The 22,423-nt window shown below is 61.3% G+C and carries 21 protein-coding genes; 10 read left to right on the top strand and 11 right to left on the bottom strand.

Features of this window, described 5'->3' with window-relative positions; translation table 11 throughout:
* The first annotated feature begins 73 nt into the window (after nt 1-73).
* Both tsaA and ACFWXH_RS09770 read left to right on the top strand, forming a co-directional pair.
* Entirely contained in the window at nt 74-580 is a 507-nt protein-coding gene (tsaA, locus tag ACFWXH_RS09775; protein ID WP_379119687.1) for a tRNA (N6-threonylcarbamoyladenosine(37)-N6)-methyltransferase TrmO, read from the top strand.
* Nucleotides 577-891 carry a DUF2293 domain-containing protein gene (locus ACFWXH_RS09770; RefSeq protein ID WP_054308270.1) on the top strand — a complete coding sequence of 105 codons (315 nt, stop codon included), beginning with the start codon at nt 577-579 and terminating at the stop codon, nt 889-891. The genes tsaA and ACFWXH_RS09770 overlap by 4 nt, the downstream gene beginning before the upstream one ends.
* A 5-nt stretch (nt 892-896) precedes the next feature.
* Here the strand turns inward: ACFWXH_RS09770 and ACFWXH_RS09765 are convergent, their stop codons facing one another.
* Both ACFWXH_RS09765 and ACFWXH_RS09760 read right to left on the bottom strand, forming a co-directional pair.
* Entirely contained in the window at nt 897-1,664 is a 768-nt protein-coding gene (locus tag ACFWXH_RS09765) for an SDR family NAD(P)-dependent oxidoreductase (RefSeq protein WP_379119683.1), read from the bottom strand.
* A gap of 44 nt (nt 1,665-1,708) precedes the next feature.
* Complete coding sequence (locus tag ACFWXH_RS09760; RefSeq protein WP_379119681.1) at nt 1,709-3,214, bottom strand: amino acid permease; 1,506 nt, start codon at nt 3,212-3,214, stop codon at nt 1,709-1,711.
* 288 nt (nt 3,215-3,502) lie between these two features.
* Here ACFWXH_RS09760 and ACFWXH_RS09755 point away from each other — a divergent pair, with 288 nt between their 5' ends.
* Together ACFWXH_RS09755 and ACFWXH_RS09750 are read left to right on the top strand one after the other, a co-directional pair.
* The gene (locus tag ACFWXH_RS09755; protein WP_379119678.1) at nt 3,503-4,327 is read left to right on the top strand and encodes a LuxR C-terminal-related transcriptional regulator; all 825 of its coding nucleotides are present in this window, start codon (nt 3,503-3,505) and stop codon (nt 4,325-4,327) included.
* 27 nt (nt 4,328-4,354) lie between these two features.
* Nucleotides 4,355-4,840, top strand: a complete 486-nt coding sequence (locus tag ACFWXH_RS09750) for an Lrp/AsnC family transcriptional regulator (RefSeq protein WP_379119677.1) — start codon at nt 4,355-4,357, stop codon at nt 4,838-4,840.
* 60 nt (nt 4,841-4,900) lie between these two features.
* Here the strand turns inward: ACFWXH_RS09750 and ACFWXH_RS09745 are convergent, their stop codons facing one another.
* The 3 genes from ACFWXH_RS09745 to ACFWXH_RS09735 form a co-directional block, all read right to left on the bottom strand.
* Complete coding sequence (locus tag ACFWXH_RS09745; protein ID WP_379119675.1) at nt 4,901-7,288, bottom strand: hypothetical protein; 2,388 nt, start codon at nt 7,286-7,288, stop codon at nt 4,901-4,903.
* A gap of 174 nt (nt 7,289-7,462) precedes the next feature.
* Complete coding sequence (locus ACFWXH_RS09740) at nt 7,463-8,236, bottom strand: siderophore-interacting protein (RefSeq protein WP_379119673.1); 774 nt, start codon at nt 8,234-8,236, stop codon at nt 7,463-7,465.
* A gap of 154 nt (nt 8,237-8,390) precedes the next feature.
* On the bottom strand, nt 8,391-8,879 hold the full coding sequence (locus tag ACFWXH_RS09735; protein WP_379119671.1) for a peptide deformylase: 489 nt from the start codon (nt 8,877-8,879) through the stop codon (nt 8,391-8,393).
* A 290-nt stretch (nt 8,880-9,169) separates the two neighbouring features.
* Here ACFWXH_RS09735 and ACFWXH_RS09730 point away from each other — a divergent pair, with 290 nt between their 5' ends.
* Nucleotides 9,170-10,120: a D-amino acid aminotransferase gene (locus ACFWXH_RS09730; protein ID WP_379119668.1), complete on the top strand. Its 951-nt coding sequence runs from the start codon at nt 9,170-9,172 to the stop codon at nt 10,118-10,120.
* On the opposite strand, the gene ACFWXH_RS09725 is transcribed toward ACFWXH_RS09730, so the two are convergent.
* Nucleotides 10,108-10,722, bottom strand: a complete 615-nt coding sequence (locus tag ACFWXH_RS09725) for a TetR/AcrR family transcriptional regulator (protein WP_379119666.1) — start codon at nt 10,720-10,722, stop codon at nt 10,108-10,110. The two genes, ACFWXH_RS09730 and ACFWXH_RS09725, sit on opposite strands and share 13 nt — an antisense overlap.
* A 96-nt stretch (nt 10,723-10,818) precedes the next feature.
* Between ACFWXH_RS09725 and ACFWXH_RS09720 the strand changes: the two genes are divergently transcribed.
* Entirely contained in the window at nt 10,819-11,829 is a 1,011-nt protein-coding gene (locus ACFWXH_RS09720) for a hypothetical protein (RefSeq protein WP_379119664.1), read from the top strand.
* An 8-nt stretch (nt 11,830-11,837) separates the two neighbouring features.
* Here ACFWXH_RS09720 and ACFWXH_RS09715 read toward each other — a convergent pair whose 3' ends face one another.
* The 4 genes from ACFWXH_RS09715 to ettA all read right to left on the bottom strand — a co-directional run bounded on the left by ACFWXH_RS09715 (nt 11,838) and on the right by ettA (nt 16,455).
* Nucleotides 11,838-12,437 (bottom strand): MOSC domain-containing protein, encoded by a 600-nt coding sequence (locus ACFWXH_RS09715; RefSeq protein ID WP_379119662.1) that lies wholly within the window; start codon nt 12,435-12,437, stop codon nt 11,838-11,840.
* A gap of 109 nt (nt 12,438-12,546) precedes the next feature.
* Entirely contained in the window at nt 12,547-13,668 is a 1,122-nt protein-coding gene (locus ACFWXH_RS09710) for a beta-ketoacyl-ACP synthase III (protein ID WP_379119660.1), read from the bottom strand.
* Between the two features lie 214 nt (nt 13,669-13,882).
* Nucleotides 13,883-14,647 carry a trans-aconitate 2-methyltransferase gene (tam, locus tag ACFWXH_RS09705; RefSeq protein WP_379119658.1) on the bottom strand — a complete coding sequence of 255 codons (765 nt, stop codon included), beginning with the start codon at nt 14,645-14,647 and terminating at the stop codon, nt 13,883-13,885.
* Between the two features lie 158 nt (nt 14,648-14,805).
* A complete protein-coding gene (gene ettA / locus ACFWXH_RS09700) occupies nt 14,806-16,455 on the bottom strand; it encodes an energy-dependent translational throttle protein EttA (RefSeq protein WP_054308281.1) in 1,650 nt (549 codons plus the stop codon).
* Nucleotides 16,456-16,736: 281 nt separating this feature from the next.
* On the opposite strand from ettA, the gene ACFWXH_RS09695 reads away from it, so the two are divergent.
* The 4 genes from ACFWXH_RS09695 (at nt 16,737) to ACFWXH_RS09680 (ending at nt 21,257) form a co-directional block, all read left to right on the top strand.
* Nucleotides 16,737-17,183 (top strand): spore coat U domain-containing protein, encoded by a 447-nt coding sequence (locus tag ACFWXH_RS09695; RefSeq protein WP_379119654.1) that lies wholly within the window; start codon nt 16,737-16,739, stop codon nt 17,181-17,183.
* Nucleotides 17,184-17,204: 21 nt separating this feature from the next.
* A complete protein-coding gene (locus ACFWXH_RS09690) occupies nt 17,205-17,924 on the top strand; it encodes a molecular chaperone (RefSeq protein ID WP_379119652.1) in 720 nt (239 codons plus the stop codon).
* 220 nt (nt 17,925-18,144) lie between these two features.
* Nucleotides 18,145-20,307 carry a fimbria/pilus outer membrane usher protein gene (locus ACFWXH_RS09685; RefSeq protein WP_379120892.1) on the top strand — a complete coding sequence of 721 codons (2,163 nt, stop codon included), beginning with the start codon at nt 18,145-18,147 and terminating at the stop codon, nt 20,305-20,307.
* Nucleotides 20,304-21,257, top strand: coding sequence for a spore coat protein U domain-containing protein (locus tag ACFWXH_RS09680; protein ID WP_379119649.1), 954 nt, complete (start codon nt 20,304-20,306; stop codon nt 21,255-21,257). The genes ACFWXH_RS09685 and ACFWXH_RS09680 overlap by 4 nt, the downstream gene beginning before the upstream one ends.
* Nucleotides 21,258-21,299: 42 nt before the next feature.
* Here the strand turns inward: ACFWXH_RS09680 and ACFWXH_RS09675 are convergent, their stop codons facing one another.
* Nucleotides 21,300-22,229 carry a DMT family transporter gene (locus tag ACFWXH_RS09675; protein WP_379119647.1) on the bottom strand — a complete coding sequence of 310 codons (930 nt, stop codon included), beginning with the start codon at nt 22,227-22,229 and terminating at the stop codon, nt 21,300-21,302.
* Nucleotides 22,230-22,423: the final 194 nt, after the last annotated feature.

The raw sequence follows: 22,423 nt of genomic DNA, 5'->3' as shown, positions 1-22,423 counted from the left end.
GCAGACAGCGCAATTGCCAATGTCGCTGCATGGCCAGAAAATGGCGCAGTCTCCTTGCGCGGGGAAATGAGCGATGTTCGAGATGCGTGATGGCGAGGAAACGCTGGAGCAGGATCCAGCCACGCTACCGTCCGACGGCCATATCGTCTTCATCGGCCATGTGCTCTCGCCTTGGAAAGACCGCTCAAGCTGCCCCAAGAACATGCGCGCGGCGCGGGAAACCATCCAACCGGCATCGCTGCAGATCGACCAACCCTACCGCGCCGGACTGGTCGGTCTCGAACGAACCAGCCACATCCATGTTTTGACCTGGATGCACCATGCGCCGCGGAATCTGATTGTGCAGAAACCGCGCCATGCAACTGAAGCCACAGGTGTTTTTGCACTGCGCTCCCCGGTCCGACCGAACCCGATCGGCCTTCATTCGGTGCGACTGGTCTCGCTTGACGTGGAAACCGGGCGCATCGAGATCGAGGCTATCGACGTGCTCGACGGCACGCCGGTCATCGACATCAAGCCTTATTTCCCGTCAGTCGATGTTTTGGCCGACGCGCTTATGCCGAACCGGAACGACAGATGAACGCCCCCACCGGTCGCCGCCGCGCCATCGCCAAGGCGCTTACCGCGCTTTTACCCCTGGCACCCTATGCCGACATGGAGCGCATCCGTACAGAAGCGGGCGCAGTGCATATGAAGACCTTGCCGCCGGGCATAGCGGTTTGGCTGGCCACCATCGCGCATGTCCGCCACCAGCATACCGACTACGAAAAGCTGCTGTCGGAGGGTTACGATCGCGACTCGGCGCGCTTCTTCGTCGTCGACCAGACCAACGAGGTGCTGACGCGCTGGCGCGCCACCCGCTTGCTCGATCCTGACGACGACGAGGACTGAATTGCTCAGATCGCCGTGAAGGCGTTGTCGACGAACAGATGCGCGCCGTTGACGAAGCTCGATTCGTCGCTGGCCAGGAACAGCGCCGCCTTGGCCACCTCTTCCGGTTCGCCGATACGCCCCTGCTGGGCGGCGATGGCCGCCTCCGAGACATCGACACCAAAGCCTTGCAGCTCCGCCACCTCGCGCAGGCCGTGCGGCGTGCGGATGAAGCCCGGGCAAACCGCGTTGCAGCGGATATTCCGGTCGCGGAACTCGACCGCGATCGCTCGCGCGAACATGTGGCATGCACCTTTGGTGGTGTCGTAGAGCACTTCCATCGGCGTCGCCGCCACCGCCGAGATCGACGAGGTGCAGACGATCGAGCCGCCGCCGGCCGCGATCATGCCCGGCAGCACGGCGCGTGTCATCAGGAACATCGAGCGCACATTGACGGCGTGCAGCCAGTCCCATTCCGTCACCGTGGTTTCCAGGAACGGCTTGATGACGATGGTGCCGGCATGATTGAACAGCACTGTCGCCGGCCCGAAGGTCTCGGCAGCTGCCTTCACCGCCGCCTCCACTGCCGCCTCGTCTGAAACATCAGCCACGAAATACGCAGCCTTGCCGCCGGCGGCTTCGATCTCTGCTACGGTGGCAGCCGAAGCGTCCGCATTGCGGTCGACGATAGCCACCTTCGCACCTTCCGCCGCGAACAGTTTTGAAGCAGCGCCACCCATGCCGGTCGCCCCGCCCGAGACGATCGCGACCTTACCCTGCAGTCTTCCAGTCATGTTCCTGTCCTTGCTGTTTTCTTGCTTGCTAGCCTGACCCGATCTCACTCCGCAGGTTGGCCGCGCATGCCACCCGACACGGCGAATTCCTCTTCAGGCGACAGCACCAGGCGATGCCGACGATAGAAGCCAAAATAGGCTAGGCCAATGGCGTACCAGACGGCCGCAGCGATCGCCGCCCAGCGATAGAGTGGATCGAAGAACTGATAGCCTAGTGTGATCAGGCAGATCAGGATCGTGGCATAGGCGCCGAACCGGCCGAACGGGCTGACGAAAGGTCGTTCGATCGCGGCATAGAGGGTGCGCAGTTTCAGGAAGGCGATGCTCTGCATCACGTATGACACCATGCCGGCAAAAACGATCATCGAGACCAGGAACCCGCCCATGAAAGCGACATTGTGCCGGCCGCCCAAGAACCAGACAAGCAGCAGCATGAACAGCGCAAGGGCCGAGCCCGCGGCGAGCGCGATATTTGGCGTCTTGGTACGGGCATTGGTCACCGACAACGTGGTCGGCAGATAGCCGGCACGCGACAGCGAATAGATGTTGCGGCCCGAGGCGAAGGAGCCGGCGAAGAAGGAAGCGGCAAGTCCCAGCACCGCGACCGAGGCCAGAAGCTTCGCCCAGCCGTCACCGAATATGATGCGGAAGCCGTCGAGCAGCGGTTCGCCGGACGAGCCCATCGCGTGGGCACCTTGCGGGATGGAGGCGCTGAAGAACAGCACGCCGAGTGCCAGCGCTGCCAGGGTCAGGATCGACAGGATCAGCGCGCGTGGCATGTCACGCGTCGGGTTCTTTGCTTCTTCGGCGGTGAGCGGCAACTGTTCGACGGCCAGGAACATGTAGACCGCGAAAGGCAACGACAGCATCACCCCCGTGAAGCCGAAGGGCAGCCACTCGCCATTCCCTTCCGCCAATAGCGTCGAACCCTGCGGACCGGCCGCGATGTTCAGCGCATAGCGGGCGAAGTCCAGATGCGGGATGGCGACGACGAAGAAGAACAGAAGCACCGCGATCGCAGCCACGGTCACATAGATGACGACCCGCATCGAAAGCTCGAGACCGCGCAGCGACAGTCCGAGCATCACCACGTAACCGCCGACCCACCACAGCGGCAGCACGCTTTCCGGCGTGCCGAATATGGCGGCGAGATACGAGCTCATGAAGAACATGTTCGCGGCTGGTGCCAGCACGAATTCGATATTTTCGGCAAGACCCGTGGTAAAGCCGCCCCATGGTCCCAGCGCCGTGCGCGAGAAGGAATAGGCGCCGCCCGTATGCGGCAGCGCAGCACTCATCTCACCAATGGAGCAGCACAGGCAGATATACATGAAGCCGATAATCAACGCGGCGAGAAGCAAGCCGCCGAAGCCGCCTTGGGAGAAACCGATGTTCCAGCCCGAATATTCGCCGGCGATGACAGCGCCTACGCCCATCATCCACAGCGAGAACAAGCCGGCATGCCGTTGCAGTTGGCGTTGTTCGAAATAACTCTGGTCCACCGTCTGGTATGTGACGCCGGCTTTCCGCCCGTCGGAATTTCTGCTCATCTTTGTCCCCTCCTTCAAAGAGGGTCGCCGCCAATCCCTGTCGATTGGCCCTGGCCCTCCCATGGTTATCCGGCATAGTTTCAGCGCCGCGCACGGGGCGAAATATCCCCAAAGGGATATGGCCTGAGGGATAGCTGCTGTCGTGATTTCGAAGTTCGACCGATCCTCCATACGGTCGCCTTTGGCGACTCGAGATAAGGTCGCCCGGACGACTCGCATGGAGCAGCGAGCGGATTTCAGACGGGACTGGAATATGCAGACTCACGATCCGTCGGACAGGAAGGGTCGATGGCAATGAACGATCAACTCGCCGCCTGGCATGCGGCAACGCCCGAACTGGTGGCGCATCTCGGCAAGCCGGGTTTCACGGAGCGCCTGGATGCTGCTCTGCGCGCCGTCACGCCTTTCGATCTGTCCTGCATCTTCGCCTATCCAGGGCGAGACCGCCCTCATCTGCTTCATGACGGATTGGGCGAGGTCTCCTCGCAGCAGATCATGCGCAACTATCTCGACGGGACCTACCTGCTCGACGCCGTTTATTCCGCCTGTCTGCGCCACGCCCCCAAAGGCCTGCACCGGCTGGTCGACCTGGCACCGGATGCCTTCTTCGAGGCTGAATATTACAACTCCCCCGACGTCCATCCCTGCATCTCGATGGAGACGGGTTCGCTCAGCGAAGAGATCGTCTTCCTGGCGCCGTTGCAGCCCGGCTTCTATCTCGCCTATTCGCTGCTGCGGGCGAATTCCAGCGTCACATTCTCGCCCGCAGACTTCGACCGCCTGCAGCATACCGCCTCGCTGGTGACGATGCTCATCAGCCGGCATTGGGAACATCTGGCGCCGGAAATGACTGCCGAACCCGGTCAGCCACACGATGCCGACGATGTGGAGCGCGCGTTTGCCACTTTCGCGCCGTCGCGGTTGACGCGCCGCGAACAAACCATCGTCAGCCTGGTGCTGCGCGGCCATTCATCCATGTCGATCGGCCGCATCCTCGGCATCGCCGAGGGTACGGTGAAAATCCACCGCAAGAACATCTACGCCAAGCTCGATATCTCCAGCCAGACCGAACTGTTCAACCTGTTCATCAAACATCTGCTGAGCGAGCGCTGAAGCTCCTTTCGGCAGCCAGGGAAAGCAATGGCCAAGGACACGACCCGCACGCCGCTGGACGATCTCGACAGACGTATCTTGGCGGCACTTCAGGAGGACAACCGGCTTTCCTTTGCAGAACTCGCCGAACGCGTCGCGTCATCCGCCGCATCCTGCATGCGCAGGGTGCGGCGGTTACGCGAGGAAGGCGTCATCCTTGCCGATATCGCCTTGGTCGATCCGCAGGCTGTCGGCAGATCGCTGACGGCAGTGGTCAATGTCGAACTGGAGAACGAGCGGATCGACCTGATCGACGCCTTCAAGCGCGAGATGCGCAGCGCACCCGAAGTCACGCAATGCTACATGGTCACCGGCGACGCCGACTTCGTGATTGTGGTCGTGGTGGAGGATGTCACTGCATTCGAGACCTTCACCAAGCAGCGGCTCTACGCCAATCCCAACATCCGCAAATTCCGCTCCATGATCATGCTTGATCGTGTGAAATTCGAGCCGCGTGTCCGGCTCTCGCTGTGAGCTTCAGCAGGTTGTCCATTCGGCCCCATGCCAGAGTGGCGGCTCCTCCAGCCCGAGCGCTCAACCCTTCCGCTGTTTTCGCCAACGCTCCAGGCGGCGCGTCATACGCCGGAAGTGATCGAGTGAAGCCAGCGCCAGATCGGGAGCGCTGGGCTCGATATCTCCGGCAGCCTGATTGTTCTTGTCCTGATACATGTAACAAAGAACAGGTTTCTCTTCAGTTCCAGCGATCTGATAGCGGTAATAGTAGAAATCACAGGCCTTGCCCGGTCGAGCGGGATCACCATCCCGCAAACGGTCGAAGCAAAGGCTGATCTCCTCGCGGCCATTGATCAATGAACGCTGAGCCAGGCAGATACCCAGATCCAGCGATTGGCCATAGTCATAGCCGGCAGCCTCGAGTTCGGCGAGAAGCGCTCTGATGTGCTCGATGGTGATTGTGTCCGAAAGTTGCTGCCAGATCTTGCCCGCCCTCTCGTAGCGTTGCTGGAATTGCGGCCAGAAGGCCTCGATCTCCTCATCGTCGGCGCTCTGGAGTGCCTCGGCGTCGAGCGAACCGGTTGGGGAACGGGTAAGCTGAACACGCCGATTGACCTTACGGCCGCCGAGACGCGCCAACAATCCGGCCGGCTCCTCGACCAGGCCGACCTGCCAGGCCTGGGTGCCCGGTTCTCGTCCGCGTTGCGCTTCGATGTTGACAGGACAAAAGGGGCCGCCATTGGCGGGCGCCAGATAGCGCGTGACGACGAAATGCCAGGCTTGCTCATCTTCGGCCGCCAGGGTGAGAGCGCCATAACCCGAATTCAACAACACGCCATCATGGACCCTCTGTAGCGTCTCGAGGTCAGGAAGCCTCGGCACCTCCGATACCGCCGGCGGCTCCTGCGGAGCGACGGCCTGCCTGCAGCGTTCCGCTTCGGCGGGATCGCCGTGATCCTCCCAGACCGTGGCGAGAAAGCCCGCTATGTTTGTAGTCAGGCGATCGGAGGCCAGCAGCCTCTGCGTAATTTCACGTAGCAGATCATCGCGCCCCTGGTGCGCGGCTGCCTTTGCCGCCCGCAGCACCAGCCCGAGCTGGCTCTCTTCCTCGTCGAACTCGAGCCAGTTCGTCTCGAATGCCCAACACCAGTCAGCGAATTCGTCGTAGAGAGTGAGTACATCGCCTTGGCGCCCGAGCTGATCATAGGCATAGCCGACACCATTCAACCGCTTTTCGTATCCCCAATTCCTGCCGAAAGCCCGACGCAGGACTTCATAGGACTCGATCACGCCTGCCCATTCGTGAGCGTGGAGCTGGTTCCGCAGCCGGTTGCTGTACTGCTCCCAGAAAGGCGAAACGGCCCAGCCCTTGTCGTGCCAGGCTATGCCCTCCAGGTAATGTTCCTGGTTGATGCCCCAGGATGAGCCGAGATTGTTGCACAGCATTGCATAGACGTGCGGATCAGCATCCTCGCTGTTGCCGTCCCCCGTCCTGAAATAATGTTCGAAGCGTTCCGCTCCAAGCTTGTAGACCTCAGCCTCCACCCGACGGGCACGTGCAAAATCGTCGGCATCGACATATTCGCCCTCTTGCTGCAGTTCTTCGGTGAATTCCGCGACGTCGCAGCCTGCCGCATAATAATCGCGCGCCCCCGCCTCGGGTGTCCGGTTCCACACGATCTGCTCCAGACCATGGGCTCGCCCCATAAGATGGTTGAGCTGCGCCCGCCAGAGCTGCGCCCTGGGATCGCCACCGGTTTCAAGGTAGCGGTCGAGATCGGTGGAAGCTCCGTCGAGATCATCCGCCATGGCGCGTGCCCTGGCCCTGATGCGCCAGGCCAGGGGCTGGTGCGCGACACGCTGGAACATGGCCTCGATGCGCTCACGTCTTCGCGCCGGAACGGTCAGCGTTGCCCGCATGCGCGCGAGCCAGACCCAATCATGATTGTGCTCGTCGCCCAGAGCGGTAGTGGTTTCGAGAATTTCGGCGGCCAGGCCGACATCGGCGTTGCTCCTGAACATGACATCGTACCACAGGCGCCCGGCGCCATCGAATTCGCCATCGTCCCAGAACCATCGCGCAGCCGTCATCCAGGCCGTGTGATCGGCGAAGCTGCCGATCCTGGTAACCGCTTCCAGAACCAGCCGACGCGCCTCTTCCCTGCGGCCGAGGGCACGGCAGACCTCGGCTTGCCGATAGAGTGCGAAACCAAGTTCCTGCCAGCGATGCGGGCTTTCAGGCCGCCGGGCAAGGATCGCGGTCTTGTAGCGATCGAATGCAACCAGGGCTTCGTCGCTGCGCCCTAGCTGCTCGAGCAGTCGGATGTGCCATTCCAATATGTCCGTATCGCCAGGCTCGGCGAGAAGATGAGCTTCCGCGAGCTGCAATGCCTCCCCCAGCCTGTCCTCCTCACGAGCGAGATCCCCCAGGATCTCGCTCAACTCACGCGAGGATCTGTCGTTCTTCATGATCGGCTTTTCCCATGCTCTTCAAATGCATGATCGCGGCTCCGGAGCCGGTCAGGTTCGAACCACAGCTAGAGCGATTCACCGTTCCATGGAAACGGCGATCCGCGCCATTTCCGGGTCCTGACGCTATTCCGGACGGAAAACACCAAACACTTTTCCTGGCATTGCCCGCGATCACTCGAATTTCTCATGGGCATCCGCGCGGCCCATGACCCAATAGCCGGAAGCTTTCATCCAGCTCAGCGGATGGCCACGCTCCTGGACGAGATAACTGCGGATGGCGCGCGTCACCAGGGCTTCAGCCGCAATCCACACGAAGGTTCCGGGCAACAGGCCGATCGTCTTCAGGATCGCCAGCAACGTGTTCGGATCGCTGCTGTCCGAAATCGAACGGTGGGCCCACAGCGTGAGCAGGTCCGCGCGCGTGTCGAACACCAGATGCTCCTGCGGCCCGGTCACGGCAACGATGCTCGTCATGCGGGTGCCCTCGCGAGCTTCCTCGATGCGGCGAGCGATGGCGGGAAGCGCTGTCTCGTCACCGATCAGAAGCCAGTGCCGGATATCCGGCGAGACGATTGTCGAGCCTTTCGGTCCACCGACCTCCAACCTGTCGCCCGGCCGTGCATCGATCGCCCAATTCGTCGCCGGGCCGGCGTCATGGAGTGCGAAATCGATGTCCAGCGTGCGCGCCTCGGCATCGTAGCGCCGCGGCGTATAGGAGCGGGGCACGACCTCTCCCGAAGGCGTCGGCACGAAGATCTTGATGTGGTCGTCGGGTGCGAGGCTTGCGAAGTCATGCAGATCGTCACCGGAAAAGACGATGCGCAGCATACCGGGCGTCAGGCGGATGCTTCGTTCGACCCGAAGCGAGCGGCGCCTGAGGTCGAAGCGAACGCGTTCGATGCGCGGCGCATCCACGGGACTGTTGGGAATGGTCTGGATATTCATCTGTGTCCTCTTCAAGGCTCCTGGCCTCGATCTGCTGGACACAGCCGCGCAGACCGAGGCAAAAGCCGTTCGATCTTGCGCGTTGAGTGACGTTAACGCTTACGGCCAGTACAACTGGCTGATGACCCTCAACTAGGTCGCCCCCTTTCGCCTGTCAACTCTGGGCGCGGCGCTCCAAAGCTTCAGCCTCGGCTCGATCCACCATCAAGATCCCGTCGAGATGATCCACCTCGTGCTGCACCAGTTCGGCAAGGTCGGGTTCGAGACGCTCGAAGACGCGACCCTGTCCATCGAGACCCAGGCATTCGAATGTGACGGTCCGGCTGCGTGTTACCGGCACTTTCCGTCCGGGGATGCTGAAGCAGTCGTCCCACACGGAAAAAGTCTCACTCGAGCACCAGGTGATGCGCGGGTTTACGGCAACGAAGGTACCCAGCCGGCAGTCGAAAGCGATCAGCCGCCAGGGCGAGCCGATCTGCGGCCCGGCCAGCCCGCGACCGAAACCGAGCCGGGTCTTGAGATCGGCCAGCGTATCGGCAAGGTCGACGGCATCCTGCCGCCAATCGTCTTTGGCGGGGTCGACGGCCAGTGCGACCTGCCGCAACCGCTCATCACCGATCAGAATGACTTCCCTCACCGTCATTGCCACTCTCCCTTCAACGACGCGTGAAGATAAGGCACTCACTGGGACCGAATGCGTCAAAGAAAGCCGGTCGGTGAAACATATCCGATCAAGCAAGCGCCGATTTGAAACAGCTGTTGCGGGTTCTCCTTGATCATTCCGTTTCAACGGCCCGGTCGCTTTGATCTCCGCATAAGCATGTGGCCCGCCATTTTGACGGAAATGGCGCATCGTTTGCGGGCATTTTCCATCAGAAGATGCCGTTGGAACTCGATGCGTCCCGAGCCGATGCGCCAGCCGGAGGAGAGACCATGGACCAGACCGTTAGCCCCCTGCCCGCCCTCGAAAGCCGGCATGTAGATCCGCACTGCTATCCAGCCGGCGTTGCCTTCCTCGACGGGCAATATCTGCCGATGTCGCAAGCGAAGATCTCGGTGCTCGACTGGGGCTTCCTGCATTCGGACGCCACCTACGATACCGTTCATGTCTGGAACGGTCGCTTCTTCCGGCTGGATCTGCATATCGAACGTTTCTTCGGTGGCCTGGAGCGGCTGCGCATGTCGATCCCGTACACGCGCGAGCAGGTAACGGAAATCCTGCACAACTGCGTGGCGCTCTCCGGCCACCGCGCTTCCTACGTCGAGATGCTTTGCACGCGCGGTGCTTCCCCGACATTCAGCCGCGATCCGCGCGATGCCATCAACCGCTTCATGGCTTTCGCGGTACCGTTCGGCTCCGTCGCCAACGCCGAGCAGCGTGAGCGCGGCCTGCATGTCGCGATCAGCGACCGCATCCGCATCCCGCCGGCGTCGATCGATCCCGTAATCAAGAACTATCACTGGCTCGATCTCGTGCGCGGCCTCTACGACGCATATGACCGCAATGCGGAGACGGCACTGCTGCTCGACTTCAACGGCAACGTCGCCGAAGGTCCGGGCTTCAATGTCTTCGCGGTCGAAGGTGGCCGGTTGGTGACGCCGGCCGTCGGCGTTCTGGCCGGCATAACCCGGCGCACGGTTTTCGACCTCGCAAGCGAACTCGGCCTCGACTGTAAGGCGGTTGACGTAAGCGTAGCGGCACTTAAAGCGGCCGACGAGGTCTTCATCACCTCTACCGCCGGCGGCATCATGCCGGTGACGGTGGTCGACGGCATCCCGATCGCCGACGGCAAGGTTGGACCGATCACCAGCCGGCTGGAGAAACTCTATTGGCATAAACACGAGGATCCGGCCTGGTCGAAACCGGTTGCCTACCCCAGCTGAGCTGCCCCGGCTTTGCCACGCCCGATCAACCAGCCGATCACCGTGCGCAGTTCCGCCGTCTGCAATGCGGCATCGAACCCGGCGTTGCCAGAGGCAAGGAAGCTGGCGTCGAAGAGATGTTGAATCCAGGCGGCAGCGCGTTCCGGCGGAAAGGCGAGTTGGGCGCCGTGATCGGCCATGCGTTCCAGGAGGATGGTGAGCGAACGCCTTGCCCGCTCTTCGTCCTCACCGAACATTCGTGCAAACGCCTCGTCGCGACCGATTTGCAGCAGCGCCACAGCCATGAGCCCCGGCGCTAGCGGATTGGCGAGATCGTCGAACAGATGGTGCAGGATGCAGTTGAACCCGGCTTCCGGATCGTCTTCGGCTTCAGCCTCACTGTAGACCGCAGCCATTCGCGCGAAGGCATCTCCAAACAGGCCATGCACGATGTCGAGCTTGGTCGGGAAATAGTGGAACAGCGTACCGGAACCAATGCTGGCGCGGCGGCAGATCGCGGCAGTCGAGGTGCCGTCGACGCCGTTGGCGGCGAATTCCTCGGCGGCAGCGACAAGGATGTCGGCGCGCTTGCGGGCATGTTTTTCAGGATCGACGGTGCGCATTGGGCGATCTCGGTCGCTTGACAGTTTTCGGCTTCTCGATCAATATTAGAGCACACACTCCAATAATAGCCAAGGGCTTTTCGGATGCCTTCCGCGTTGACTGTCTTGTCGAAGCCAGTGCTTGGCCAACGCCTGCTCCCGTTGATCGGCCTGTTCCTGCTCTCGCCCATCTGTGCCGAGTATCTGATCGGCTATGCCGAAAGCACGTATCACCCGCTGGAGATGATGTGGGGTCTGCTTATCCTCGCTCCCCTCTACGGTTCGATTGCGCTGCTCATCCGCGAGATCGCGCGTCGCACCGGACGCGGCTGGCCGACCATGCTGCTGCTCGCCGCCGCCTTCGGCTTGATCCAGGCCGGGCTGATCGACCAAAGTCTGTTCAACCCGCATTACGGCACCGACCTGAACATCCCCTATTGGGACACCGAAAGGCTGCCGACCTGGCTGGGTCAACTCGGCATCAGCGCCAATCTGACGCTAGACTTCGTGAGCACCCATATTGTCTGGAGTTTCGCCGCGCCGATCGCGGTGGTGGAATGCTGCGCACCACGCATCGCCGACCGGCCCTGGCTCGGACGCATCGGGATCCTTCTCATGATCTCGCTCTATCTGGCGGCAGCCGCCTTCGTCTTCGACGACCATTTGAGAGTTACGGGTTTCATGGCGACGAAGGCGCAACTCGTTGCCACGGTCGCTTGCGCCCTGTTGCTCGGCATCGCCGCCTTACTCGTGCCGGTACACACCGAGGAACGCGCGGGCTACGTACCGGCGCCATGGCTGGTTGCCGCCTTTGTGCTTGCCATACTCGCCCTGCACATCTTCTCTTCGCCGGATTGGACCGGCGTGTCGGCCTCCCTGCTCGCTTTTGCTGGCTGCGGAGCGCTGATTGCGACGTGGTCTGGCCGCATAGCGTGGAAAAACAGCCATGTGCTTGGCGTAGCCGCTGCAGCTCTCCTTGCTAACGCGCTAACTTCCTTTGTTATTCAACCCGCCGGCGAGCCGGCGCTTGCTGTGAAGTACGCGGTCAACGCGGTCATGCTGCTTGGCGTGCTCATCCTTGCGGCACTGGCCTACCGCCAGTTGCGCACAGTCGACGACGAAGGATGACGGCGTCCTCAGGCGCGGTAGATCCACTGCTCCGGCACACGCACCGAAATTTCCTCGCCCGTCGCAACAACCCCGGGCTTTTCAACCCAGGCGACAAGCCCGCGCAAGCGCTTTGCCACCTTGGGAAACAGAAGCGAGCCGGCATCCTGGTCTTCCATGCGGGCATTTTCCGCAATCGAGCGGCCGGAAAGGCGGCAGGGACCATTCTGTGCGTCGATCTTCAGTGTCACCCCGCCGGCGAAGAACAACAGCGTTGCCGAAGGCAGCATGGACAAGTTCGACAGGCCATCGATCACCAGATTGGCGCCGATCCATTCGGGCTTTATCTCGGCAAGTCCCATACGCTCGGCCACCACGGCCAGCTCGTCGAAGGCAACGATCGACACCTGCCGCTCGTTGCGGATTTCCGTCCCGCGCGGATACCATGGCTCGCGCCCACCCGAACGGCGGGTATTGCCGCCATGAAAATCGCCGGGAATTCCGTCGAATCCAAGCTCCAGCCGCTCCACAGCCCGCGTCTGGAAATCGTCGGACGGCGCGGCATAGAGGCCGGCAACTTTCGCGCTGAGCTTCTTTGCCGGCACGATTTCAGGCTGTGTGTCGAGCATGGCTTACCTGTCCGCAGTCCGCATTGTCGGGCGTAACCTACTGTAACGCCCTGGCCGGTCCAGTCGAAAGCGCTGATGCATCGATGAAGGATGTTGATGCGCAGCGAGCCTATTGCATCTTCAAAAGCGCGCCGCCGATGGAATAACCCGCACCGAACGCACACAGCAGACCGAAATCGCCCGGCTGCATGTCGGCATGGTTTTCGCTGAGCGCGATGATGGAGCCGGCACCGGCCGTGTTGCCCAGCCGCTCCAGCACCATTGGCGCACGATCGTGCCCCACCTCGTGGCCGAAGGCGAGCTTCAGGATCATGGCGTTCATGCGTGCGTTGGCCTGGTGCAGCCAGAACCGGCGGATGCCGTGCGGAGTCAGCCCATGCTCGGCCAGGAACTCAACGATGAACTTGTGGCCGGCAACGGTGACTTCCTTGAACACCTTGTTGCCAACCTGCTTGATCATATTGCCTTCAAGGTCGATCATATAGGGATCGTCCTGCGCGGTGCGGGTAAGGTAGCCGAGATTGGTGCGGATGTTCGACGACATCTGCGTCCATAGCCTGGTATCGAGCACCTCGAAACGACCAGACCGCGTCTCTCCTTCCCCGGCGGCTTCCACCACCATCGAGACCGAAGCGTCGCCGAAGATGAAATGCGTCTGGCGGTCACGGAAATTGAGATGGCCGGTGATGATTTCCGGAGTCGTCACCAGCACTTTCTTCTGTGCGCCCGAACGCACCAGATTGACCGCCACATGCAGCGCTGCTGCGGCGGAAGAACAACCCAGCCCCATGTCGAAGCCGGCGCCTCTGGTGCCGAGCGCCTCCTGCATTTCGATGGCGATCGCCGGATAAGGCCGCTGCAGATGCGAGGACGAGACGATCACCAGATCGATCTCGCCCGGTTCCGTTCCAGCATGCGCCAGCGCCTTGCGCGCCGAGGCGATACCGAACTCGGCTTGCAGCGAGAGCGCGTCGTCCGGCCTGGCTGGCAGACGCGGCGCCATGCGCATCGGGTCGAGAATGCCCGTACGCTCGACGACATGGCGCTTCTTGATGCCCGAGGCATGCACGATGAAATCGGCGTCGGATTTCTGCAACGGCTCTGCGCCCGAACTGGCTCGCCTGACATTTTCCACGTCGACCCAGGCGTTGAAGCTCTCGACCAATTCGTCGTTGGTGATCGACGCTTCCGGGATTTCGACACCGATGCCGCTGATGATGACGCGATGCATGTCCAACTCGTTTTCCTGGCGGCGGGGAGCCGCGCTGCCAACGGCATCCTGGGAGATGATGCGGCAGGCTTTTCTATGCGGTTTACGCTACCTTCCGTTGCGAAGCGAGCCTTTCCTCGTCCGGCGCAATGCATAGCTGTTGACGTTGCGTCCGCCCCACAAACGGCGAAACAATGACGACTGCGGCGAAGATATCAACCGCCCGACTACAATGTCAGCGCGTGGCGACGATGAACAGCCTGGGGAAGCGCAGCAGCACCTTGCCGTCCACAGTCGGCGGATAAGCCTGCGCAATCTTCGCCGTATAGTGCGCGAGAAACTGGTTCTTTTCCACCTCATCCAGCGGATCGAGAAAGGGTTTCAGGCCCGTCGACTTTACCCATTCGACGATGGCGGCCGCATCGGCCAGCGGATGGTTGTAGACCGTGTGCCAGATGTCCAGCCTGGCCGCATGGGGCTTCAGCCTGTCGTAGTAGAACGATACCGACGGTAGCGGCGCGCGCGCCGCCTTCGAGAGCTTCTCGGCGAAGGGCATCGCCGCCGCCGTCTCTCGCATCAGCCGGTGTGACGGTTCATCCATGTTGTCGGGCATCTGGATGGCAAGCGCGCCGCCAGGTGCGAGCAGGCCCAGCAGCCTTTGCAGCACGGCCGGATGGTCCGGCAGCCACTGAAAGACCGCATTGGCGAAGATGACGTCGACCGGATCAGCCGGCGCCCAGCTAACTGCATCGGCGAGTTCGAAGGAGAGCTTCGGCAACCGCGCCCTCGCCTTCTCGATCATATCGGGCGATGTGTCGAAGCCGGTCACTTGCGCGTCAGGCCAGCGTGCGGCCAAGAGTTCGGTCGAATTGCCCGGCCCGCAGCCGATATCGACCACACGGCGTGGGCTCGCGATCGGTACCTGCGCAAGCAGATCCCGCGCCGGGCGCGTCCGCTCGTCCTCGAATTTCAGATAGAGCGAAGCGGACCAGTCTTTCATCGTGCGGACTCCAATCAGGAGCAATTCCAGCAAAAGTGTGTAGCGGTTTTGCGTCCGGAATTGCGAAAAACAAAGAAGCGAGCATTGGAAGCAATCCTGTTTTGCCGGAAATGCTCTGGGAAATGAAAACGCCCCGCTTTGGGCGGGGCGTCGGTATCTTATCGCGTCAGTCTCTTGTACGTCATCCGGTGCGGATTGACGGCCTCCGGGCCGAGACGGCGGATCTTGTCCTTCTCGTAGTCTTCGAAGTTGCCCTCGAACCATTCGACGTGGCTGTCACCCTCGAAGGCCAGAATGTGCGTTGCCAGACGGTCGAGGAACATACGATCGTGGCTGATGATGACCGCGCAGCCGGCATAGCTTTCCAGCGCGTCTTCAAGCGCGGCAAGCGTTTCGGTATCGAGGTCGTTGGTCGGTTCGTCGAGCAGTAGAACGTTGCCACCCGTGCGCAGCATCTTGGCCAGGTGGACGCGGTTGCGCTGACCGCCGGACAGGTTGCCGACCTTCTGCTGCTGGTCGCCGCCGCGGAAGTTGAACGACGAGCAGTAGGCGCGGGTATTGGCTTCGAACTTGCCGAGCTTGACCACTTCGGCACCGCCGGAAATCTCTTCCCAGACGGTCTTGTTCGGGTCAAGCGCGTCACGGCTCTGGTCGACATAACCGAGCTTGACCGTCTCGCCAACGCGGATCGTGCCCGCGTCAGGCTTTTCCTGGCCGGTGATCATCTTGAACAGCGTGGTCTTGCCGGCGCCGTTCGGGCCGATGATGCCGACGATGCCGCCGGGTGGCAGCTTGAAGGTCAGGTTCTCAATCAGCAGTTGCTCGCCGAAGCCCTTGTCGAGGTCGGCGACTTCGATGACCACATTGCCGAGGCGCTCGCCATGCGGGATGACGATCTGCGTGTCGGTCGGGCGACGGTTGTTCGCCTGTTCGAGCAGATTTTCGAACGCCTGGATACGCGCCTTGGATTTGGTCTGACGAGCCTTGGGGGAAGACTGGATCCATTCACGCTCGCGGCCGATGGCGCGCTGACGGGCATCGTCCTCACGACCTTCCTGCTTGAGGCGCTTGGCCTTGGCTTCCAGGTAGGCGGTGTAGTTGCCCTCGTAAGGAATGCTGCGGCCGCGATCCAGCTCAAGGATCCAGCCGGTGACGTTGTCGAGGAAGTAGCGGTCGTGGGTGATGAGCAGCACGGCGCCCTTGTAGGCGCGCAGATGCTTTTCGAGCCAAGCTGTGGTCTCAGCGTCGAGATGGTTGGTCGGTTCGTCGAGCAGCAGAAGGTCGGGCTCTGAAAGCAGCAGCTTGCACAGCGCCACGCGGCGACGCTCGCCGCCCGAAAGCTTGGTCACGTCGGCGTCCTTGGGTGCGCAGGCCAGCGCTTCCATCGCCATCTCGACCTGCTGTTCGAGGTCCCACAGATTAAGGCGATCCATGTCGTCCTGGAGCTTGGCCGATTCATCGGCCGTCTCGTCGGAATAGTTCATCATCAGCTCGTTGTAGCGCTCGATGATGGCCGTCTTCTTGGAGACACCTTCCATGATGTTCTCGAACACCGTCTTGTTCGGGTCGAGCTGCGGCTCCTGCGCCAGATAGCCGACGGTCGCGCCTTCGGCCAGCCAGGCCTCGCCGGTGAACTCCTTGTCGAGCCCGGCCATGATCTTGAGGATGGTCGACTTACCGGCGCCGTTGGGGCCGAGAATGCCGATCTTGGCATCGGGATAGAAGGAGAGATGAACGTTCTCCAGCACCTTCTTGGTGCCGTAGGCCTTCGAAAGGCCGGACATGTGATAAATGAATTGGCGTGCCACGCGCGCTTTCCTTGGATCGAACGGATTGGAGGCCGAATTGAACGGAGGTTGCGCGCTATGTAGGCGATGGCGACCGAAACGGCAATCGTTAAGGGCACGAAATCGCCGACCATCAAATGCATTGCGGGCTTCTATTGATCCACGCCCGATGCAATGGCATACAACCTACAGGCAGGGGTGCTTCGCCAGTGTTTCCGTTTGCAGCGGGAACCTAAACAGGGAGCATCTTTATGAGGTTGCTGAACTGCTCAATTGCCGTTGTTTGCGCGGCATCGTCAGTAATGCCTACTTGTGCTTTCGCCGCTACGGCAACCGGCAATCTTAACGTTCGAATCAACATTCAGGGCGAGTGCAAGGTTGTCAGCGCCGCTGATCTAGACTTCGGCAGCAAGGGCGTCATCGACGCCAATCTAGATCAGACGACAACACTCTCGGTCCAGTGCACGAACACCACGCCCTATACGGTGGGCCTGAATGCAGGCAATGGTGCAGGTGCAACCGTTGCCGTACGCAAGATGACCGGACCTGCTTCGGCCACCATCAACTACACGATCTATCGGGATGCTGCCCGTACCCAGCTCTGGGGCAATACGGCCGGAACCGACACCGTTGCAGGGACAGGTAACGGCGCTGCCCAGGCCATAACCGCCTACGGCCGTGTGCCGGCTCAGAACACGCCTGCTCCGGGCGTCTACTCCGATGTCGTTGCAATTACCGTGACGTACTGATCGGCGAGGGAGGGAAACAACATGCATCCTTTGCTGAAGGGACTTGGCGGGGCTGTCGCGTTTATTTTGTCAGGCATGCCCTTGGCGCATGCCGCTTCGCTTCGTGTGGCACCGACAACGGTGGAACTAATTGGGCCCGACAGCGCGGCCACTCTTAATTTGCGGAACGAAGCGCGGGGGCCGCTCAACGTGCAGGTGCGTGTTTTCCGGTGGACTCAGCAAGGCGGTTCGGAGCAACTCGAGCCCACATCCGAAGTCGTGGCCAGCCCACCATCGATGAAGCTCAAACCCAATGAAGACTACACGATCCGCGTCGTGCGCGTCGACAAAACACCGGTCGGCAGTGAGGAAAGCTACCGTGTGGTGGTCGATGAACTTCCCGACCCTTCGCGCAAGAAAGCTGGCACTGTCAATCTGGTGGTTCGCCACATGGTCCCGGTATTCTTTCGAAACGCGGACGCCGGCGGCCCGGAAGTGACGTGGAAGCTCACCCGTTCGGGCCGCAGCTTGATGCTGACCGGCGAGAACAAAGGTGGCAGCAGGCTGCGCCTGGCCGACCTTACCTTGACGCAGGGCGGAAAAGCGATCGCCAGCCGCAAAGGTCTTGTCGGCTACGTGCTCGGGGGTTCTGTCATGCAATGGCCGCTGGGGGCAGCGGGGCGGCTTGGCGCAGGGGCGGTGAAACTCTCGGCGCAAAGCGGTGCCGGTCCCATAACGGCAAGTGTCGCGACCAGCCGCTAGGCTGTCATTCTGTGTGCTGGCTTCGGTTTTCGTCTTGTCCTCCGCATCGTCGGAACCTCAGGCAACCGACATAACGAATTCGCAGCCGGCAACGACGGCGACACGGGACCTCTACCTGGAGGTCTTCATCAACGATGCATCGACCAATCTGATTGGCAATTTCAAACAATTGCCGGACGGCCAACTTGCCGTGGCCCCACAGGAATTGTCCGAAGTGGGTATGAAGCCGGTCGACACTGCAAAGGCGGATGACGGACTCATCATCCTCGATCGGTTGCCGTCGGTTTCCTTCCGTGTCGATGAAGCCGCTCAGCGAATATTCATCGCTACCACCAACGACGCACGGCAAGCGAAAGTGGTTGATATCGACACGCAGGACATGCGCGACCGCCTTGAACCGCGCTCCAGTTACGGCGGCGTTCTCAACTATTCGCTCTTTGCCAGCTCGAACACGCTGTTCGAGAAGGATGCCGACCTCTTCCAGGGGATTTCAGGCAGTTTCGATGCGCGCCTGTTCAGCCCCTATGGAACGCTGAGCCAGTCGTTTATCGCGGGCTATTCGGATAACGAGTTCGATAAGTTTCGCAGGCTCAAGACAACATGGTCTTATTCCGACCCGAAAAGGATGGTCACCTATCGGGCCGGAGACTTCATCTCTGGTGGCCTCGCCTGGACACGACCGGTCTATCTTGGCGGCATGCAGATCGAGCGCAATTTTGCCTTGCGTCCGGATCTGGTGACTTTGCCGCTGCCTTCCTTCTCCGGCACCGCCGCTGTGCCCTCCACGCTGGAAATCTATACCCAGAACACAAGGAGCTATGCCGGAGAGGTTGCCGCCGGTCCTTTCGAGGTCGTCAATATCCCTGCCTTCACCGGACAAGGCCAGGCACGGGTTGTGATCAGGGACAGTCTCGGTCGGGAAACCGCGACGACACTGCCTTACTATTCCTCGAGCATGCTTTTGCGCCGTGGCCTGCTCGATTTTTCAGCCGATCTCGGCTTCCCTCGTCGCAATTTCGGCATCGAGTCGAACAACTACGATCAAAGGCTCATGGGCTCGATCAGCGCCCGCTACGGACTCACCGACTGGCTGACGCTGGAAGGTCACGCCGAAGGCGGCGCGGACCTCGTCAATGGCGGCGCGGGCATCGCCTTTCCTCTCGCCGGCTACGGCGCGGCGTCAATGGCGGTTGCCGGCAGCTATCACAACGGTCGTTCCGGCTCGCTGGTGAATGCCACGGTGGAGCTCGGCTATGAGGGATGGACTTTCTATGGACGCGTCCAGCGCGTCTTCGGGGACTACCAGGACATCGCGGCGGTTACCGCAGAACCTGCCTTTGGGCGGGATGGCCTGCCGCTCTTCAGCGCCGGAGTGCCGCGCGCCATCGACCAGGCGACGCTGAGTATGCCGATGCCGCTCGACCTCTCCAGCCTGACCCTTTCCTTCACCAATTTCAAAGATGCCGACGGGGAACGAAGCCGGATCGTCGGCCTCTCCTACAGCCAGCAGATTTTCGAGCGCGGCACCATCTATGCCACCGCCTTCAAGGACATCGAAAATGAAGACAGCTTTGGGATATTCGCCGGCCTCTCCATGCCTTTCAACGACGACATCACCGCCTCCACCGGCGTCGAAAACGGCCCGGATGGGACGCGCGGCTTTGCCGACCTCACCAAATCGGAACAGTTCGAGAATGGAAGCGTCGGCTGGCGGCTGAGAACATCGGAAGGAAAAACGCCGCATCGGTCGGCAGCGGTCAGTTACCGCTCTTCCGTCGGACGGGCGGAAGCCGCCATCGAACAATTCGACAAGGATATCCGCGCCACGGCGCAGTTGGAGGGCGCGGTCGCCGTCGCAGGGGGCGGCATCTTCGCGACAAACCGCATCGACGATGCCTTCGCAGTCGTCGATGCCGGTGCGCCTGATGTCGAAGTGCAGTACCAGAACCGGCCAGTGGGCAAAACGAACAGCCGCGGCAAGATCATCGTTCCCGACCTGCGCTCCTACGAAGACAACACGGTTTCGATCGACCCCGGCAATCTTCCCGTCGATGCCGACATTCCCACAACGAAGGAGATCGTCGTGCCTGCCGACCGCAGCGGCGTCGTCGTCGATTTCGGCGTCACCGATAAGCCCGCGGCGGCGCTGGTTTCCTTCGTCGATACCCGTGGCACCCCCCTGCCCGTCAGTTCAACAGGCACGTTACCGGGCGATCCTGACCCCTTCGTCATCGGTTATGATGGAGAAGCCTACATACGGGCGCTCAAGGCCGACAACAGCGTCGTCATCGACCTCGGTGACGGCAATTCCTGCGAGGCTCGTTTTCCGTATCGCGAAACACCCGGCAAGCAGGTCGTGATCAGAAAGGTGGTGTGCAGGTGAGGCTGCTTTTGGGAACCATTGCCGGCTTCTTCGTAGCTATCGCACTTCCCTCGGCGACATGGGCGCAAAGCTGCACCTTCGGCATCTCGGCCATGAATTTCGGCCAGGTCGACACGCTGTCGGGCACACAGACAAACACCAGCGCCAATATGAGTGTGAGTTGTACAGGCGTGCTGCTATCCAGAATTCTGATCTGTCCCAATCTGGGCAGTGGCTCCGGCGGTGCGACTGCATCCAGCAGACAGATGCTGAGTGGCACCGATGCGCTGAATTTCCAGATCTATTCGGATGCAAGCCGCAGCACCGTCTGGGGTTCCTATCTTTGGTCCTATCCGACCCGGCCTCCGGTCTATTCCGTGACACTCAGCGCTTTGGGCTCGGCGACGGGAAGCAGCGTGCTCTACGGCGCGGTGCCCGGCGGACAGGGCACCATCCCGCCGGGCAGTTATATTTCCAACTTTTCAGGCAGCCATGTGGAGTTCCGCTACCGTTACGCCCCTGTCAGCAACGACTGCACCATCACCACCGGCGTCGTCGTTGCCCGGCCATCCTTCAACGTGTCCGCAACGGTGGCCGCGAACTGTCTCATTTCCACGCAAACCGTCGACTTCGGCACGACTGGCGTGTTGACCGGCAATGTCGACGCAACCGGGCAGGTCTCCGTCAGCTGCACACCTGGAACGACCTATTCGATTGGCCTTGGCAACGGACAGACAGGCACAGGTCCGACCAGTCGACGCATGGCACTCGGCGCCCAAGGTGTAACCTATGGGCTCTATAGGGATACGGCGCGCAGCCTGCCCTGGGGAAACAGCATCGGAACGAATACGGTCGCCGGCACAGGCACGGGCACCGCGCAGGGCATTCCTGTCTATGGGCGCGTACCCTCGCAGACCACGCCGGCGCCAGGCACTTATACGGATACGGTTGTGGTGACAGTGACATATTGAGGTACTGCCAGAGCCGCTCTTCCAAGAATCGGAGCGAACAATTCATCCGTGCCCTTTGCGGCGGGGTAGGAAGCCCGATGCAGCCAATGCTCCCGCTACGACCAGCACGGCGCCTGCGACAACACCGACCGACACGGTCCCAACACCCAGGAGCGCAAGCAGAGCCAGAGAAGCCAGCGGCGTCAGATAGGCGATGCCCGAGATCATCGCCATGTAGCCTGTCCTGACAGCGCGATCCCACAGGGCGTTGGAAAGGGTGAGCGGCGCGATGCCGATGCCAGCGATGGCAAGCCATTGGGTCAATGTCAGGCTTGCAGATGGTTCGAAGATCGTATGGAAACCCAGCGCCGATATGGCCAGCAGTCCCATCGATGGACCTATCACGTCATGCATCTCGCGACCGTATGAACGGATGGCCGCATAGACGGCAAAGGACAACCCGCTGAAAAAGGCGAGCAGGATACCGCCCCCATCGAAGCCGCGGTCGAATGCAGGCCCGATCGCGAAAACCGCCCCGACGAAGGCTGTAGCAATTCCGAGCATCCGGATTTGCCCAAGCCGTTCCTTTCGAAGCCTCGCCATGATCGCTACCAGCAGGACCGGCCAGAGATAGGAGATCACATTGGCCTCGGCCGGCCCGATCCTGGGCATGGCGAGCAGGTAGAGGATGTTGTTGGTCAGCAGACCGATCGTCACGACGGCAAGCGTTCGAGGCGGCGTGGAGAGGAAGCTTGCCGACTGGCCCTGGATCGCCGAAAGACCGAACGAGACGGCGAAACCTATCGCAGACGCCAAACCGAATATCAGAAATGGCGGGGCTGGGCTCGCGACAGTGGCAAGGGCCGGCCACGTCGCCCAGAGCAGCACCGCGCCGAGTGCGAGACAGGCGGCTCTTGTCTGCGGGCCAAATGGCGGCAGTCGCTCAATCAGCGCGCTGAAGCCAAGGAGCAGAGGGGGCGACGCAATCTTCATTGCCAAATCCCAACATGGTATTGCGGCCTCGATGTCACGGCCGGGTTGCATTCTCGAACCCCGACGCTGTGGTCGATGTTCCCGGGTGGTAGACGCGGCAATGACCTCGACTTTGGCGGTTTGGGTCGCTTCGTCAAGACAGTCGGCAGACCACCCCGCTCCATTTCCTCGCAGCGAAGACCTTGTTCTTTTCG

Source organism: Mesorhizobium sp. NPDC059054, from assembly GCF_042739215.1.
Taxonomy (GTDB): domain Bacteria; phylum Pseudomonadota; class Alphaproteobacteria; order Rhizobiales; family Rhizobiaceae; genus Mesorhizobium.
The sequence above is the reverse complement of the archived record's forward strand: the minus strand, read 5'-3'. Positions and strand labels throughout refer to the sequence as shown.

Excerpts from the sequence above, each read along its gene's own strand:
- ACFWXH_RS09745 (WP_379119675.1), bottom strand. The coding sequence starts at position 7,288 with ATGAAGAACGACAGATCCTCGCGTGAGTTGAGCGAGATCCTGGGGGAT.
- ACFWXH_RS09755 (WP_379119678.1), top strand. The coding sequence starts at position 3,503 with ATGGCAATGAACGATCAACTCGCCGCCTGGCATGCGGCAACGCCCGAA.
- ACFWXH_RS09695 (WP_379119654.1), top strand. The coding sequence starts at position 16,737 with ATGCCTACTTGTGCTTTCGCCGCTACGGCAACCGGCAATCTTAACGTT.
- ACFWXH_RS09675 (WP_379119647.1), bottom strand. The coding sequence starts at position 22,229 with ATGAAGATTGCGTCGCCCCCTCTGCTCCTTGGCTTCAGCGCGCTGATT.
- ACFWXH_RS09765 (WP_379119683.1), bottom strand. The coding sequence starts at position 1,664 with ATGACTGGAAGACTGCAGGGTAAGGTCGCGATCGTCTCGGGCGGGGCG.
- ACFWXH_RS09740 (WP_379119673.1), bottom strand. The coding sequence starts at position 8,236 with ATGAATATCCAGACCATTCCCAACAGTCCCGTGGATGCGCCGCGCATC.
- ACFWXH_RS09770 (WP_054308270.1), top strand. The coding sequence starts at position 577 with ATGAACGCCCCCACCGGTCGCCGCCGCGCCATCGCCAAGGCGCTTACC.
- ACFWXH_RS09750 (WP_379119677.1), top strand. The coding sequence starts at position 4,355 with ATGGCCAAGGACACGACCCGCACGCCGCTGGACGATCTCGACAGACGT.
- ACFWXH_RS09730 (WP_379119668.1), top strand. The coding sequence starts at position 9,170 with ATGGACCAGACCGTTAGCCCCCTGCCCGCCCTCGAAAGCCGGCATGTA.
- tsaA (WP_379119687.1), top strand. The coding sequence starts at position 74 with ATGTTCGAGATGCGTGATGGCGAGGAAACGCTGGAGCAGGATCCAGCC.
- ACFWXH_RS09710 (WP_379119660.1), bottom strand. The coding sequence starts at position 13,668 with ATGCATCGCGTCATCATCAGCGGCATCGGTGTCGAAATCCCGGAAGCG.
- ACFWXH_RS09725 (WP_379119666.1), bottom strand. The coding sequence starts at position 10,722 with ATGCGCACCGTCGATCCTGAAAAACATGCCCGCAAGCGCGCCGACATC.
- tam (WP_379119658.1), bottom strand. The coding sequence starts at position 14,647 with ATGAAAGACTGGTCCGCTTCGCTCTATCTGAAATTCGAGGACGAGCGG.
- ACFWXH_RS09760 (WP_379119681.1), bottom strand. The coding sequence starts at position 3,214 with ATGAGCAGAAATTCCGACGGGCGGAAAGCCGGCGTCACATACCAGACG.
- ACFWXH_RS09690 (WP_379119652.1), top strand. The coding sequence starts at position 17,205 with ATGCATCCTTTGCTGAAGGGACTTGGCGGGGCTGTCGCGTTTATTTTG.
- ACFWXH_RS09715 (WP_379119662.1), bottom strand. The coding sequence starts at position 12,437 with ATGCTCGACACACAGCCTGAAATCGTGCCGGCAAAGAAGCTCAGCGCG.
- ACFWXH_RS09685 (WP_379120892.1), top strand. The coding sequence starts at position 18,145 with ATGAAGCCGGTCGACACTGCAAAGGCGGATGACGGACTCATCATCCTC.
- ACFWXH_RS09735 (WP_379119671.1), bottom strand. The coding sequence starts at position 8,879 with ATGACGGTGAGGGAAGTCATTCTGATCGGTGATGAGCGGTTGCGGCAG.